The 15342-nt window shown below is 60.1% G+C and carries 17 protein-coding genes and 1 pseudogene; 15 read left to right on the top strand and 3 right to left on the bottom strand.

The window, feature by feature from the left end:
- Positions 1 to 95: 95 nt before the first annotated feature.
- A complete protein-coding gene (locus BR48_RS0104210; protein WP_027230157.1) occupies positions 96 to 1154 on the bottom strand; it encodes an SDR family oxidoreductase in 1059 nt (352 codons plus the stop codon).
- 104 nt (positions 1155 to 1258) lie between these two features.
- Between BR48_RS0104210 and BR48_RS0104205 the strand changes: the two genes are divergently transcribed.
- Together BR48_RS0104205 and BR48_RS0104200 are read left to right on the top strand one after the other, a co-directional pair.
- Positions 1259 to 2176 carry a LysR family transcriptional regulator gene (locus BR48_RS0104205; protein ID WP_027230156.1) on the top strand — a complete coding sequence of 306 codons (918 nt, stop codon included), beginning with the start codon at positions 1259 to 1261 and terminating at the stop codon, positions 2174 to 2176.
- Positions 2177 to 2203: 27 nt separating this feature from the next.
- On the top strand, positions 2204 to 2629 hold the full coding sequence (locus BR48_RS0104200) for an MAPEG family protein (RefSeq protein WP_027230155.1): 426 nt from the start codon (positions 2204 to 2206) through the stop codon (positions 2627 to 2629).
- An 88-nt stretch (positions 2630 to 2717) separates the two neighbouring features.
- On the opposite strand, the pseudogene BR48_RS23770 reads toward BR48_RS0104200, so the two are convergent.
- A pseudogene (locus BR48_RS23770) lies at positions 2718 to 3503 on the bottom strand (LysR substrate-binding domain-containing protein); the annotation flags it as partial.
- A 155-nt stretch (positions 3504 to 3658) separates the two neighbouring features.
- Here BR48_RS23770 and BR48_RS0104190 point away from each other — a divergent pair.
- The 9 genes from BR48_RS0104190 (at position 3659) to BR48_RS0104150 (ending at position 11358) form a co-directional block, all read left to right on the top strand.
- Positions 3659 to 5155 carry a catalase gene (locus tag BR48_RS0104190; protein WP_027230154.1) on the top strand — a complete coding sequence of 499 codons (1497 nt, stop codon included), beginning with the start codon at positions 3659 to 3661 and terminating at the stop codon, positions 5153 to 5155.
- Between the two features lie 105 nt (positions 5156 to 5260).
- Entirely contained in the window at positions 5261 to 6550 is a 1290-nt protein-coding gene (locus BR48_RS0104185) for an RsmB/NOP family class I SAM-dependent RNA methyltransferase (protein ID WP_027230153.1), read from the top strand.
- A gap of 45 nt (positions 6551 to 6595) precedes the next feature.
- Positions 6596 to 7054 (top strand): TspO/MBR family protein, encoded by a 459-nt coding sequence (locus BR48_RS0104180; RefSeq protein WP_027230152.1) that lies wholly within the window; start codon positions 6596 to 6598, stop codon positions 7052 to 7054.
- On the top strand, positions 7041 to 7694 hold the full coding sequence (locus BR48_RS0104175; RefSeq protein ID WP_245273345.1) for a 5'-methylthioadenosine/S-adenosylhomocysteine nucleosidase: 654 nt from the start codon (positions 7041 to 7043) through the stop codon (positions 7692 to 7694). Before BR48_RS0104180 ends, BR48_RS0104175 begins: the two co-directional genes overlap by 14 nt.
- 129 nt (positions 7695 to 7823) lie before the next feature.
- Complete coding sequence (gene guaA, locus BR48_RS0104170) at positions 7824 to 9386, top strand: glutamine-hydrolyzing GMP synthase (protein ID WP_027230150.1); 1563 nt, start codon at positions 7824 to 7826, stop codon at positions 9384 to 9386.
- Positions 9387 to 9502: 116 nt separating this feature from the next.
- Positions 9503 to 9862: a YciI family protein gene (locus BR48_RS0104165; protein WP_027230149.1), complete on the top strand. Its 360-nt coding sequence runs from the start codon at positions 9503 to 9505 to the stop codon at positions 9860 to 9862.
- 250 nt (positions 9863 to 10112) lie between these two features.
- Positions 10113 to 10442, top strand: a complete 330-nt coding sequence (locus BR48_RS0104160; protein ID WP_027230148.1) for a metalloregulator ArsR/SmtB family transcription factor — start codon at positions 10113 to 10115, stop codon at positions 10440 to 10442.
- Positions 10439 to 10903 (top strand): SRPBCC domain-containing protein, encoded by a 465-nt coding sequence (locus BR48_RS0104155; protein WP_027230147.1) that lies wholly within the window; start codon positions 10439 to 10441, stop codon positions 10901 to 10903. Before BR48_RS0104160 ends, BR48_RS0104155 begins: the two co-directional genes overlap by 4 nt.
- Before the next feature lie 38 nt (positions 10904 to 10941).
- Entirely contained in the window at positions 10942 to 11358 is a 417-nt protein-coding gene (locus tag BR48_RS0104150) for a GFA family protein (protein ID WP_027230146.1), read from the top strand.
- Between the two features lie 9 nt (positions 11359 to 11367).
- On the opposite strand, the gene BR48_RS0104145 is transcribed toward BR48_RS0104150, so the two are convergent.
- Positions 11368 to 12795: an MFS transporter gene (locus BR48_RS0104145; protein ID WP_027230145.1), complete on the bottom strand. Its 1428-nt coding sequence runs from the start codon at positions 12793 to 12795 to the stop codon at positions 11368 to 11370.
- A 121-nt stretch (positions 12796 to 12916) separates the two neighbouring features.
- Here BR48_RS0104145 and BR48_RS0104140 point away from each other — a divergent pair, with 121 nt between their 5' ends.
- From BR48_RS0104140 to BR48_RS0104125, 4 genes are read left to right on the top strand one after another with little or no spacing between them, the layout of a single operon-like run.
- A complete protein-coding gene (locus tag BR48_RS0104140) occupies positions 12917 to 13822 on the top strand; it encodes a LysR family transcriptional regulator (RefSeq protein WP_027230144.1) in 906 nt (301 codons plus the stop codon).
- 45 nt (positions 13823 to 13867) lie between these two features.
- Complete coding sequence (locus BR48_RS0104135) at positions 13868 to 14179, top strand: metalloregulator ArsR/SmtB family transcription factor (RefSeq protein ID WP_027230143.1); 312 nt, start codon at positions 13868 to 13870, stop codon at positions 14177 to 14179.
- A complete protein-coding gene (locus BR48_RS0104130) occupies positions 14176 to 14508 on the top strand; it encodes a hypothetical protein (RefSeq protein ID WP_027230142.1) in 333 nt (110 codons plus the stop codon). The genes BR48_RS0104135 and BR48_RS0104130 overlap by 4 nt, the downstream gene beginning before the upstream one ends.
- Before the next feature lie 36 nt (positions 14509 to 14544).
- Entirely contained in the window at positions 14545 to 15159 is a 615-nt protein-coding gene (locus BR48_RS0104125; protein ID WP_027230141.1) for an ATP-dependent Clp protease proteolytic subunit, read from the top strand.
- Positions 15160 to 15342: the final 183 nt, after the last annotated feature.

Genomic DNA, 15342 nt, shown 5'->3' with positions numbered 1-15342 from the left:
TTATGCGCGCGCGTCACTACGGCGTACCTTTGCTATACAAGGGCAACGACTTCGCGAAGACCGATATCGCAGCTGGCTGAGCCCGTCCCACAGCTTCAGGGAATGATTTTCCTGTCGCGAAGGTCGCGGAAAACCCGCATGAACATTTCCTCGGTGTCCACATATTCGTGGAAGCCGGCGCGTCTGAGTTTTGTCCCGTCGGCAAAGAAATCGTAGTTCCAGCTGAAAACAGCATCGCCGAAGCCCCATGACGAAACGTCCTCATAGGGCGTTTCAAAAAGGTTGTGCTTGTCGATCATCCGCTTCCAGAGATCCGCTTTGTCCGCCATCACGACCCCGAGCGCCATCGGAAGCGGCGGCGCGACCTCGAGGTCGAAGAATTTCGCGATCTTCGGCCACATCTCGCTCCAGCGGAAAAGGTCGCCATTGTTGATGTTGAAGGCCTGGTTGCCACATTGCGGGTGCGTCGCGATGAATACGGTTGCCCGCGCCAGAAGACCGGCGTCAGTCATCTCCATAAGGCTGTCATAGGCGCCGGGCTTGCCGGGGAAACGCAACGGTATGCCAAGTTCCCTTGACATCGACGCATAGACGGCGATCACCGAAGCGAGGTTCATCGGATTGCGCAGGGCAAAGCCGACCACGACAGACGGGCGCAGCGCCGACCACGTCCAGGTCTTGCCCCTTTGCAGGGCTTCTAGAAAATCCTGCTGATCGATGTTGAACTCCGGCGGCATGTGATTGGCGTCGGTTTCCCGCGCCGGAGTCTTGAAAGGCCCGAGATGCGCGCCATAGACCTTGTATCCCTGCATCAGGCTGATGTGCTTAAGGCGCGGTGCGATGGGCTCGATGGCATTGACCACATTGACCAGCATGGCGAGATTGGGCGGCACGAGCTCGGCCCAACTCGGCCTGTCCTGATAGGCCGCGTAAAAAATGTGGGTTGCGTCGGCAAGACCCGCGAGTTTGTCCCTCGTATCATCGACGTCGAGCAAATCGACGGCGATGTGGGTGAGCTTGCCTGCCGCCTTTCCGCCGCGACGTGAAAGTCCAACGATCTCCCAGTCGCCGAGTTCAACCAGATGGGCGATGAGATTGCCGCCAATGATCCCGTTGGCCCCGACGACAACCGCCTTCTTCCGTCCCAATTTCATTTGTGCCTCCTTGATCTGCTGCGAAGGCTAAGATGATTTATATATTTCAATTTATGTAGACGCGCGATATTTATAACATTCATAAGTGAAAATTTGAGGCCGTCATGGATCGTTTTGCGGCTATGAAGACGTTCGTTCGGGTTGCTGAGCTGGGCACGCTCTCGGCGGCGGCGCGTGAACTTGGCCTGACCCAGCCCGCCGTGAGCCAGCAGGTCATGGGGCTTGAGCGACACCTGAATGCGCAGTTGCTGCATCGATCCACCCGCAGGCTGGCTTTGACGGAAGCCGGCGAGGCCTATTACCGGGAGGCGCGTGCGATCCTGCAATCCGTCGACGAGGCGGAGGAGAGCGTGGCAGCGGCAACGATCGGACTGCGCGGCAACCTCCGGGCGCATGGTCCGGTCGGCTTCGGCCAGATGCATCTTTCCCCGGCCGTCATCGAATTTCAGCGGCTGCATCCGGACCTTGTGATCGAGCTTGTCCTAGACGACCGCATCGCCGACGTGATCACCGAAGGGGTCGATGTCGCCATCCGGCTTGGCGAACTCAAATCGTCCGGGCTGATTGCCCGCAAGCTTGCAACGTTCGAGCGCATTCTCGTGGCTTCGCCTGGCTATCTTGCCGAACATGGTACGCCGCAATCGCCGGACGATCTCATTCATCATCGGCATATCCGTTTCGCGTGGACGCCGCTCGGAGAGGCGATCCCGCTGATCGGGCCGGCAGGGCCTGTCACTGTCCCGGTTCGCTCGACCTTTCTCGCCAACAACGCCTTTGTGCTCAACGACGCGCTTTGCGCCGGTCTCGGCATTGGCGGAGCACAGGTGCCGCTCGTCAAGGCGCATCTCGATAGCGGCCGCTTGATACGGGTGCTTCCCGACCATGCCTACGCGCCGCTCGATATCCACGCGGTCTACGCCACCTCCCTCTTCGTCCCACGCAGGGTCCGCGCGTTCATCGATCATCTTTCGACTTATATGGCGAGGATTGAAGGCTTGCGCATGATCCACAAGCCTGACTAGAACGTATTCAACAATGGAGGGCTATGGATGTCACAGACCGCAATTTTCTGGCCGATGATCGCGCTGACCTTTCTGATCTGCTGCGTTTACGCCGTGGTATTTCTGCGCCGGCGTGAGGCTGTAATCAGCGGTCAGGCGAGGCCGTCGGACTTCAGGTTGCCGCTCAACGAGCCCGAAGCAAGCGTCAAGGCAATTCGCAATCTGATCAATCTCTACGAACTGCCGGTTCTCTTCTACGTCGTTTGCCTGTCGCTGTATGTCGTCAACGGCGCCAATATTCTTGCCGTGGTTCTCGCTTGGCTTTTCGTCGTCTCGCGCGTCGCGCATACGATCGTGCATATCACGTCCAACCGCCTGAGGCTGCGGCAGCCGCTTTTCATGGTTGGGTTTATTCTGAACGGTGCATTATGGGTTATGCTGGCGCTGCATCTCGCATTGCCGCCCGTCGCATAGGTTCCTCCCAATCACACTACATCATCCTCGGGATCTCGACCTGAGGACCATGCTTGCCGAAGTCGGACCTGATGACGCTAGTGGAGGACTATGCGGCCAGCGCCTTCAATTCGTCCGCCGAGATGGCGAGTTGCCTGCCGCAATCGACGATCGTCGCGGCAAGCGCCTCGAAATCATCGCGCCGCTCGCTCTGCTTGCGCCAGATCAGGCCGATATCTCGCGCAGGTTCAGGATCAGCGAAAGCCACAATCCGCACATTGTTGCGCGTTGCTTCCGTGCGGACGGCGATTTCCGGTATCAGGGTCAGGCCCATGCCATGGCTGACCATTTGCAGCAGCGTCGCCATGCTCGTCGCGCCGTAGTTGACGAGTTGCCGCCGCTTCACATTGGTGCAGACAGCGAGCGCCTGATCTCGCAGGCAATGGCCTTCCTCCAACAGCAACAGGCGTTCGACGGCGACATCCTCCTGGGTCATCGGCGAGGTCAGGACATCGATATCATTGGTCGAGGTCGCGACGAGAAAACGGTCGCGAAACAGCGGCCGGGCGATCGTCCCTTCCGATTCGATCGGCAAGGCAGCGACCAGCGCATCAAGATCGCCGAGGCGCAAATCTTCGATAAGTTTGGAAGTGACCGCTTCGCGCAATTCGATTGATAGCTCGGGATAAGCCTCATGCAGGGCGGGGACGAGCAACGGCAGGAGATAGGGCGCGATTGTCGGAATGATGCCGAGCCGCAGCTGACCCTTGAGGATGCCGCGCTTTTGCGCTGCAAGCTCTTCAAGTGAACGGATCTCATCGAGAATAGTGCGGATGCGCGGCAGGAGCCGCTTGCCCATGTCGGTGAGGACAACGCTTCTGCGGGTCCGCTCGAATTTGCCGGACGGAAAACATGATAACCAAATCCTATCAATAATTATTCTAAATACAATTGGAAACTATGATTAGAATGGTTCTATGGTGCGCGCGGATGCGGCAGCGCTGCACCGTGGGATTCTTTTTTCAACATGAAGATATTAGGGAGAGGCCAATGGCTGATCGTCCGACATTGACAACAACTGCCGGTGCGCCGGTTTCCGATAACCAGAACAGCATCACCGCCGGCGAACGCGGCCCGGTGCTGATGCAGGATTACCAGCTTCTTGAGAAGCTTGCGCATCAGAATCGCGAGCGCATTCCCGAGCGCGTCGTGCACGCCAAGGGCTGGGGTGCCTTCGGTACCCTGAAGATCACCGGCGATATTTCCCGCTACACTAAGGCGAAGGCGCTGCAGCCGGGCGCCGAAACGCCATTGCTCCTGCGCTTCTCGACTGTTGCCGGCGAGCTTGGCGCGGCTGATGCCGAGCGCGACGTGCGCGGCTTTGCCATCAAGTTCTATACAAGCGAAGGCAACTGGGACCTCGTCGGCAATAACACGCCGGTCTTCTTCGTGCGCGATCCGTTGAAGTTCCCCGATTTCATTCACACGCAAAAGCGCCATCCACGCACCAACATGCGCTCGACGACTGCCATGTGGGACTTCTGGTCGCTTTCGCCGGAAAGCCTGCATCAGGTAACGATCCTGATGTCGGATCGCGGTCTGCCCGTCGCCCCGATGTACATGAATGGCTACGGTTCGCACACCTATTCATTCTGGAACGACCAGGGCGAGCGGTTCTGGGTAAAGTTCCACTTCAAGACCCAGCAGGGCCACAAATTCTACACCAATGCCGAGGCTGAAAACCTGATCGGCAAGACCCGCGAATCCTATCAGGAAGAGCTTTTTGGCGGCATCGAACGTGGACAGTTCCCGAAATGGACTGTTCAGGTCCAGGTCATGACGGAAGCCGAGGCCGAGAGGACTTCCTATAACCCCTTCGACTTGACCAAAGTCTGGCCGCACGGCGAATTCCCGCCGATCGTGATCGGCGTCATGGAACTCAACCGCAACGCCGACAACTATTTCGCCGAGATCGAACAGGCGGCCTTCTCGCCATCGAATATCGTTCCTGGCATTGGCCATTCGCCCGACAAGATGCTGCAGGCGCGCGTATTTTCTTATGCGGATGCCCATCGCTATCGCCTTGGCACGCATTATGAAGCGCTCCCGGTCAATGCACCGAAATGCCCGGTCCATCACTATCACAAGGATGGCCCGATGAATTTCTTCGGCCAGAAGACCGGCAATGTCGATGCCTATTACGAGCCGAACAGCTTCTCGGGAGCTGTCGAACAGCCCGCCGCGAAAGAACCGCCGCTGCCCCTGTCGGGCGCTGCCGATCGTTATAACCACCGCATCGGCAATGACGACTATGGTCAGGTCGCGGCGCTGTTCGGCCTGTTCGATGCTGGCCAGAGGTCGCGCCTCTTCTCCAACATCGCCGCAGCGATGGAGGGCGTTCCGGGCGCGATCGTCGAGCGCCAGCTGGCACATTTCAAGCGCGTTCACCCGGACTACGAGGCAGGTGTCCGCGCCGCGCTGAAGGAAGCGCATGGCTATGAAGCAAGCTCGATCTCGCAGGAAGAAAAGTCTGAAGCGGCCGAATAATTACGCTGCATCGATCTGAACCGAGAAAAGCCGGGGCACACGCTCCGGCTTTTCTTTATTGCCGCGGCCATGTATGCGACAGGGAAGACAGAAAAAGGAATGCACATGCGACTTGGCGGACGCCTGCAGGCGGCAATCGAAGTTTTGGACGATATCGAGAACCGCAAGCGACCGGCCTCCGATGCCTTGAAGGATTGGGGCCTGTCTCACCGTTTCGCCGGCGCCGGCGACCGCGCGGTCATCGGCAATATCGTCTATGACGCCCTTCGCCGTAAGCTCTCTTTGGGTTGGCGCATGGATAGCGATGCCGCCCGCCACATCGCTTTCGGGGTCCTGCTTTCCGATGCCGAACTCGACATGGAAGAGATCAATGCAGCGCTGGACGGCGACAAGTTTGCTCCCGCGCCGCTCGAAGCCGAGCGCCGCTCGATCTGGGAAGCGCGCGACCTTGCCTCGGCGCCCGACCACATCCGTGCCGATGTCCCGGAATGGTGTGTGCCGCATTTCGAGGCGATATTCGGCGATCGTTGGGTGAGGGAGGCGGCAGCTCTCAGCGACCGTCCGCCCGTGGACCTGCGCGTCAACACGCTGAAGGCCGATCGTGACAAGGTCCTGAAGGAACTGGCGCGGGCCGGCGCCAGCGCTGCGCCGCTGCTCGAAACCGCGGTGCGCGTCCCGCCTTTGCGGGCCATGGGGCGCCATCCCAACGTGCAAGCCGAGCCGGCCTTCCAGCGCGGGCTCTTCGAGGTGCAGGATCTGGGCTCGCAGATTGCGGCAAAGCTCAGCGATGCCAAGCCCGGCGAGCAGGTGCTCGACTATTGCGCCGGGGCCGGCGGCAAGACACTCGCGCTCGCCGCTGAAATGGGCAACAAGGGACAGATCCATGCCTATGACGCCGAGCGCGCACGGCTCGCGCCGATCTTCGACCGCCTGCGACGGGCAGGGGTGCGTAACGCCCAGGCCCACGCAAATGTCGAAGACCTCGCGGTGCTCGAGGGGCAGATGGATCTTGTACTCGTCGATGCGCCGTGCACGGGTTCGGGAACGTGGCGCAGGCGGCCCGATGCGAAGTGGCGCCTCAGCGACCAGCAGCTTGAGCGCCGTGAAGTCGAACAGCGCGAGGTGCTCGATGCTGCCAAGGCCTACGTCAAGCCGGGGGGCAGGCTCGTCTATATCACCTGTTCCCTCTTCGCGCCGGAAAACGGCAACCAGGTCGATGCTTTCTTGAGCAGCAACCCAGCCTATGCACGCGTCGACACAAAGCCGCTCTGGGACCGTGCGGTCAGCGAGGCCAAGGATCTTTCCCCGCTTTTCAAGGACGGAACAGCGATCCTTTCACCCCTCGCAACCTCGACGGACGGGTTCTTCATTTCAGTTCTCAGACGGGAAAAATAACGTTACAAAAGCCGCAAGGCACGTCCTCCAGCAGAAGGTTCGAGCATGTCCCGTTCCATGGCGCTTCTCTTGTTTCTCGTGTTGGTTATCGGCGGTGGGCTCGCCATAGGCTACATTACGCTGCCCGGTGAATGGTATGCGGGTCTGGTGAAACCCTCGTTCAACCCGCCGAACTGGATCTTCGCTCCGGTCTGGACAATTCTCTACATATTGATCGCCATTGCCGGCTGGCGCGTCTGGGATTACGGCCTGCCACGGCCGCAGCAATTCTGGTGGGCTCAACTCGTTCTGAACTTCCTTTGGTCGCCGACATTTTTCGGCTTCCAGCAGATGGGACTGGCGCTGATCGTCATCAGCTTGTTGCTCGTCGCCATCATCGGTTTCATAAAGGTGACATGGGAGCCGGACAGAAGTTCCGCGCTGCTTTTCCTGCCCTATCTCGCCTGGGTGGCGTTCGCGACACTTCTCAACGCATCGTTGTGGATGCTCAATGCAACAGGATGACATGTACGCTTACCTGACGCCGATCGCCGGAAAAAACGTCGTCTTCGCCATGGCTGTCGATGCCGAATATGGTCCGCATCTGCGAAGGCTGTTTACCCCGATGATAACCGGGGTTGGTCCGGTCGAGGCGGCGGTGAGCGTCGCAGCAACGCTTGCCAGCCTCGCTGCCAACCGCGCGCTCCCTGATCTTGTCGTTTCGCTTGGCTCGGCCGGTTCGCGCACGCTCGAACAGGCCGAAATCTACCAGGTGACGAACGTCAGCTATCGCGACATGGACGCCTCGCCGCTGGGGTTCAAGAAAGGCGCGACGCCCTTCCTCGACCTGCCGGTTGTTGTTCCGCTGCTGCTTCGCATTCCGGGCGTCAAGGAGGCTTCCCTGTCGACGGGCGCCAACATCGTCTCCGGCGAGGCCTATGACGGCGTCCACGCCGAAATGGTCGACATGGAGACGTTTGCCGTGCTTCGGGCCTGCCAGCGTTTCGGACTGCCGCTCATCGGCCTGCGCGGTATTTCCGACGGCAAGGAGGAACTGCGGCATCTCAACGACTGGAAAGAATATCTCCATGTCATCGACGAGAAGCTTGCCCTTGCGGTCGAGGCGATGGGCGCGGCGTTGGCAGACGGGCGCATTGCTGTTTGAGGGAATTCCAGCGGCCCGTTGAATCAAAATCGCAAGCTCTTCATCTCTTCCCTAAACAACTGGAATCACTTTTTCAGTGCGGCGTGGTAACCCATTGCACCGACTCGACATTTGCTTTAAAGGCCCGCCATGAACACTCCCGTGCACCCAGATACAGTCCTCATCGTCGATTTCGGCAGCCAGGTTACACAGCTGATCGCCCGCCGCGTGCGCGAGGCCGGCGTCTACTCCGAGATCGTTCCCTTCCAGTCTGCCGCCGAGGCTTTCCACCGCATCCGTCCCAAGGCTGTGATCCTTTCCGGCAGCCCGCACTCGACCGTCGACATCGGGAGCCCGCGCGCCCCGCAGGACGTTTTCGATGCAAACATTCCGGTCCTTGGCATCTGCTATGGCGAGCAGACCATGTGCGCCCAGCTTGGCGGCAAGGTCGAGGGCGGCCACCACCGGGAATTTGGTCGCGCCTTCCTCGATATCCAGGAGGAGTGCGCGCTGTTCGAAGGCGTCTGGGCCAAGGGCACACGCCACCAGGTATGGATGAGCCATGGCGACCGCGTGGTTGAAATTCCGGAAGGCTTCAAGGTCGTGGGCACATCGACCGGCGCGCCCTTCGCGGCGATTGCCGACGAGGCGCGCAAATACTATGCCGTCCAGTTCCACCCGGAAGTCGTGCACACGCCGGATGGCGCCAGGCTTCTCCAAAACTTCGTCCACCGCATCGCCGGTATCGAGGGCGACTGGACGATGTCGGCCTATCGCGAGCAGGCCGTCAATGCCATCCGCAAGCAGGTGGGCGACAAGAAGGTGATCTGCGCGCTTTCGGGCGGCGTCGATTCCTCCGTGGCCGCCCTTTTGATCCACGAAGCCGTCGGCGACCAGCTGACCTGCATCCTTGTGGATCATGGCCTGATGCGCAAGAACGAAGCCGCCGACGTCGTTCAGATGTTCCGCGAGCACTACAATCTGCCGCTCATTCTCGTCGACGCCTCGGAGCGCTTCATCAGTGCGCTCGAAGGCGAAGCGGACCCTGAAAAGAAGCGCAAGACGATCGGCAGGCTTTTTATCGAAGTCTTTGAAGAAGAAGCCAAAAAGCTCGGCGGCGCCGATTTCCTCGCGCAAGGCACGCTTTACCCGGACGTCATCGAAAGCGTCTCATTCACCGGCGGTCCGTCGGTGACCATCAAGTCGCATCACAATGTCGGTGGTCTGCCCGACCGCATGAACATGAAACTGGTCGAGCCCTTGCGCGAACTCTTCAAGGATGAGGTGCGCGTGCTCGGCAAGGAACTAGGTCTGCCGGACCATTTCATCGGACGCCACCCATTCCCGGGTCCGGGTCTTGCCATCCGCTGCCCGGGCGGTATCACGCGTGAAAAGCTCGAAATCCTGCGCGAAGCCGACGCCGTCTACCTCGACGAAATCCGCAAGGCCGGTCTCTACGACGTGATCTGGCAGGCCTTCGCCGTCCTTCTGCCGGTGCAGACCGTCGGCGTCATGGGCGATGGGCGCACCTATGAGTTTGTCTGTGCGTTGCGGGCGGTCACCTCCGTCGATGGCATGACGGCGGATTTCTACCACTACGATATGGGCTTCCTCGGCCAGGCGGCGACGCGGATCATCAATGAAGTCAAGGGCATCAACCGCGTTGTCTACGACGTGACTTCAAAGCCGCCAGGCACCATCGAGTGGGAGTAGACTTTCCCCGCCGAGCCTCGTTCGTCTAAAAATGCTGACACTTGTCGGTTTCCGAAAGCTCCGTTCGTCGTTTGTATGAATGGCCGATGAGATCGGCTCAAACAAGGAGACAGACGATGCGTGTGATGGTTTTGGTAAAGGCGACCGAAGACAGCGAAAAGGGGCTTCTTCCCACGGCCGAGATGTTCGAGGCCATGGGCAGGTATAATGACGAACTGACCAAGGCGGGAATCTTGCGCGATGCCGATGGGCTCAAGCCGTCCTCGCAGGGCAAGCGCGTTGCTTTCGATGGCGCGAACCGCACGGTTATCGACGGTCCATTCGCCGCACCGCGCGAACTGGTCGCCGGCTTCTGGCTCTGGGACGTCAAGGATATGGACGAAGCGGTCGCATGGGTGAAGCGCTGCCCCAACCCCATGCCCGGACCGAGCGAGATCGAAATCCGTCCGCTTTATGAGATGGCTGATTTTCAATGACGAACCGACAGCGGTCGTAGGTTTAGCGCGGCTTTCACATTAACATGGTGTGTTGCGACCCTGGGGATTTCGCCGGGCGTGTGGAATTGGTAAACGCGAGGCCAAACGAAAGCCTTTTCGGTGTCGGTCACGACCGACACATGCGTCGCCGATAGCCGCATGGCTTCAACCACGATCTATTTCGCTTCAAATGCGCTTCAACTTATAAATTAGCGTTGACTAATGAATTAGCATTCACTAATGTATTCTCATGCTCGATGCTGCTACCATCACCAACGTCATGCGTACGCTCGCCGATCCAACCCGGCGCGCCGTGTTCGAGCGGATCGTTGGGACCGATGAAATCACGGTGGTGGAGCTGACGCGGGGAAGCGGGGTTACGCAGGGCGCCATATCGCAGCACCTGAAGTCACTGAAACGTGCCGGCCTGGTGGCCGAACGGCCCGAGGGGCGAAACGTCTATTATCGCGCCAGGCCCGAAGGGCTGGAGCCGCTGTTCGACTGGATGAACCACTACGGCGTCTTCTGGCGCGAGCGGTTCGCCAATCTTCGCAGCCTTCTCAAGGAGATCAATCCATGAACGACGCCGCATTGAACGCCGATACACACGACATCGTCGTCGACGAGGTCTTCCCGCATGCGCCGGAGACGATCTGGAAGACGCTGACCACCGGCGCATTGATCGGCCGCTGGATGATGGCGGCCAAGGGTTTTGAACCCGTGAAGGGCAACCGCTTCACCTATCAGACAACACCGGCGGGTGAGTGGGACGGCACCATTCATTGCGAGGTTCTCGAGGCCATACCTAATGAACGCTTCGCCTATGCCTGGAAAGGCGGTCACGAGAGCAACACCGGCTATGGTTCGCGCCTCGACACGATTGTAACATTCGTCCTGAAACCGATCGACAACGGCACGCGGCTCACGCTGACCCATTCCGGCTTCATCGCGCCGAAGAACGATACAGCGTTCAGGAGCATGAGCGACGGCTGGAGAAAGATCATCCCGCGTATCGGCGATGTCGCCGACGAAACAAACTAACTTCCCAATCCGGACATAACCATCATTGGAGGAAACTCATGAGCAAGCCTTATACCGGCGGCTGCGCCTGCGGCGCCGTTCGCTATGAAATCGGGGCTGAACCCGTATTCTCTAACGATTGCCAATGCCGTGACTGCCAAAGGCGCAGCGGCACCGGACACGGATCCTACATGACCTTTGCCGGCGCTAACCCGAAACTCAGCGGCGAGGCGAAGCTGTGGGCGCTTGCGGGCGACAGCGCCAATATAAAGTCGCACGGCTTTTGCCCGACCTGCGGATCGCCGGTCTATCTGACCTTCGCGACCATGCCGGAACTCTTTACCATCCATGCGGCAAGTCTCGACGATCCGAACCGCTACGTACCGCAGGTCGTGACCTACGCCATGCGCGCGCTACCCTGGGATCATGTCGATCCGGCCCTGCCAAAGTTCGACAAGATGCCGCCGGACATGTGATCTCGTTCCCTATTCTGGGCGGATGGTCGCGGTTCGCACGGCGACCGCCAGTGCAGCGAGCGCCAGAACCGCAGCAGCCGCGAAGGTCACATGCATGCCAGCAATGATCACATCGGCAGGTGCTGCCGCGATATCAAGCGCCGAGGATGCCCGGGCAAAAACCGCCCCCATCACCGATGCGCCGGTAATCAGGCCAAGATTGCGGGAGAGGCTGAGCATGCCCGAGACGACGCCGCGCTGATCGGCGGCGACGTCCTTCATGGTCGCGGTATTATTGGCCGCCTGAAACAGGGCATAGCCCGGCGTGAGGATGGCAATGGCAGTTATGTAGCCGGCAATGCCGAACGTCGCCGGTATCAGGCAGAGCGCAAGTGAACCCGCCACCATAATGGAGAGGCCGGCCAGAATGATGGCGCGCGTACCGCGGCGATCGACCATCCGCCCCGCCGGCACGCCGCTCAAGGCTGAGATGATCGGCCCGCCCGACATGACAATGCCGACGAGGGCGGCGCTCAGCCCAAGCCCGCGCGCCAGGTAGAAGGGGCCGACGACCAGCGTCGTCATCATGACGGTCGAGACGAGCCCGTTCATGGCAAGGCTGCCGCTCAAAACCCGGCTGCGCAGTATCGCCAGCCGAACCAGAGGAGATTTCGTCCTTTTCTCCACAAGCACAAAAAGCATGCCCGCCACAACCGCAAGCCCGATCAGGCCTGCGCTGAAGCCGCCGAATCGGCCCCGACCAATCGTCATCGCCAGGGCATAGGCGGCAAGTGTCACCGCCAGCAGCAATGTGCCCGGCAGGTCGAAGCCGGTGCGGGTTGCAAGGCCTTTGCGGCTTTCGCCCGGCAGATAGCGATAGGCGAGGATGAAGTTGCCGATGCCGAGCGGCAGCATCACCAGAAAGATCGCGCGCCAGCCAGCGCCGGCGATCAACACGCCGCCGAGCGAAGGACCGAGCGCCGTTCCGATTGCCGACATCGTTCCGAGCAAGCCCATTGCGCTGCCGATCCTTTCCTTCGGAATCGTATCGCCAACAAATGCGATGCTGAGCGACATCAGGATAGCCGCTCCAAGCCCCTGCGCCGTGCGGGCGGCAACCAGCATCCACAATGTGGGGGCCGCGGCGCACAAGGCGGAGGCAAGGGTGAACAGCAGGATTCCGGCGAGGAGCACCTGCCGATGGCCGACAACGTCCCCGAGGCGTCCCACGCTTACGATGCAAACCGTGACGGCAAGAAGATAGGCGAGGATGATCCATTGCACGTGCTGGAACGGCGCGGAAAATGCCTGCGCCAGCGTCGGTAACGCGACGTTGGCGATGCTGACGCCGAGGGCAGCAAGCAGCGTCGAGAGTGCAAGCGCGGTGAGCGTCAACCGAGCGGATACCTCCTTGCTTCCGGCTGCCGGTTCCGTTCGATCAATCGCCATCTGGTCCATCTTCGGGCTCCTTGCCACTTCCCCCGGTAGGCTAAGCGCTTGCGACAGATGGCGGAAGACGCAGCATTTGCACTTCAATCGTGCGTTTGACGCCATATCTCGAAGTCCTTATTGTTGTGACATGACGCCGCCCGACCTGAACCTGCTCGTTACGCTCGATGTGCTCCTCGCGGAGGGCAGCGTCGCGCGCGCCGCCAAACGTCTGAGACTGAGCCCATCGGCGATGAGCAGGGCGCTCGCGCGTCTGCGCGAGACGACAGGCGACCCGCTCCTTGTCCGTGCCGGGCGAGGCCTTGTCCCGACACCGCGTGCGCTTGAACTGCGCGAGCGGGTTGGTCCACTCGTGGAGGATGTGCGGGCCGTTCTGCGGCCGCAGGAATCACTCGACCTCGGCCGCCTCAAGCGAACCTTTATCTTGCGCACCAGCGACGGCTTCGTCGAAACATTCGGGCCGCAACTGATGGCACGGCTCGGCGCAGAAGCGCCGGGTATACGCTTGCGTTTTGTGCAGAAAGCCGACAGGGAAAGTGCCTTGCTTCGCGACGGCAGCGTCGATCTGGAAACGGGCGTCGTCGGCAAGGCGACGAGCCCGGAACTGCGCATCCAGACGCTGTTCCGGGATTGGTTCGTCGGTGTGGTTCGCAAAGAGCACGCACTCGGCGAGGGCGAGGTGACCACCCGGCGCTACGTCGGGGGGCGGCATGTCAGTGTTTCGCGGCGCGGGGTCGACAGGGGACCCATCGACGAGGCCCTGGAATTGCTGGGGCTTGAACGAGAAATCGTGGTGACCGTCGGCGGGTTTGCGAGTGCGCTCGCGCTTGCCCGCGGGTCGGACCTGATCGCCAGCGTGCCGGAACGGCACACGAGCGCCTTGCGCATTGGCATGCACAGCTTCCCGCTTCCGGTTTCGATGCCGGTCGTCACCGTTTCGCTGCTTTGGCATCCACGCCATGATGCCGATGCCGCGCACCACTGGCTGCGAGGCTGCGTGCAAGACGCCTGCGCCGAACAAATTGAGCAGGATTAAACTGGCTCGCTTGACATTGAGATAAGTGTTTGCTTATCTCAATCTATGGAACAAATCGTTTTCAAAGCCCTTGCTGATCCGACGCGCCGGGCCATTTTTGAAAAGCTCGCAGCCGCGCCGCAGAATGCCACAGAGTTGCGTCAAGGCTTTGGCATAACCCAGCCCGCCATGTCGCAGCATCTGTCGGTCCTGCGCGAAGCGCGGCTTCTGAAGGAGCGCCGCGAAGGGCGGTTTACCCAATATGAAGTCGAGCCCGATGGCCTTTTGATATTGGTCAACTGGCTTGCCAAATATCGCACCTATTGGCCTGATCGCGCTGCCGATCTGGCGGACCTGCTCAAGGAGATGGACCAGTGAATGAAGCCCCTTCACGTTCCGAGCCGCAGCTCAAGTTTAGCTTCGAATTCGAGGCCGACCCAGACAAGGTTTGGAAGGCGATCAGCGTCGAAGCCTTTCGCAAGCGCTGGCTCCCGGACCAGAATGTGCTCGAGGTTCTGCACGAAACGCAACGCGAACAACTTGAGTTGCTGATCGAGGAGACCGAGCCGCCGCACCACCAAGGCATCGTGACTTTCAGCATACGTGCAAATGGCCGTGGCGGTACCATTTTTGGAATCGTTCACCGGCGAACAATAGCCCGGGGGGCTGCGAACGACGCCGTGCCAAGAATGCTGCTCGCCGCTTAATACTCAAAACATCAATCGGAAATCTGGAGGTTGTGCATGCGCGACACGATGCAACTCGTCCCTATGGTGGTGGAACAATCCTCGCGTGGAGAACGCTCATTCGATATCTATTCGCGCTTGCTGCGCGAGCGTATCGTGTTTCTGAACGGCGAGGTGAACGATGCCATGTCGGCAACGGTCTGCGCGCAGCTGCTTTTCCTCGAAGCGGAAAACCCCAAGCTGCCCATCGCGCTCTACATCAATTCCTATGGCGGCGTGATTACCAGCGGGCTTGCCATGTATGACACCATGCAGTTCATCCGCGCTCCCGTACACACATTGTGCATGGGAACTGCGCGATCGATGGGGTCTTTTCTTCTCATGGGCGGCGAGCCGGGGCACAGGGTTGCCTTGCCGAATGCCAGCCTACATGTCCATCAGCCGCTCGGAGGATTTCAGGGCCAAGCGTCCGATGTCCTGATCCATGCCGAGGAAATGGCACAGGTTAAACATCGCATGATCACACTTTACGCCAAGCATTGCGGGCGAACCTACGAAGAGGTGGAACGGACACTTGACCGCGACAAGTTCATGAACGCCGAGCAGGCGGTGGAGTGGGGGTTGGTCGACCGGGTGCTGACGTCACGAAACAACGACATGGAGGCGCGCTAGGGAGGGACGCTCCTCCCTGATCGGCCGATAGGTAGGAGCCGCTGGCCTGCCCTGTCGCATCAACAAATTTTGACCGGCCGTGGCTCGCGTTAAACGTGCAAGCACTTTCAATTTTTTAAGGGGTATGAATCGGCCCTTGTTTGGCTATTGAGGAAGGCGTTATCTGGATTTCGAGGCCCGCCT

Origin of the sequence: Phyllobacterium sp. UNC302MFCol5.2, from assembly GCF_000686005.1 — a bacterium.
In the GTDB taxonomy this organism is placed as follows: domain Bacteria; phylum Pseudomonadota; class Alphaproteobacteria; order Rhizobiales; family Rhizobiaceae; genus Phyllobacterium; species Phyllobacterium pellucidum.
Note: the sequence above shows the minus strand (reverse complement) of the source record. Positions and strands in the feature narration are given on the sequence as shown.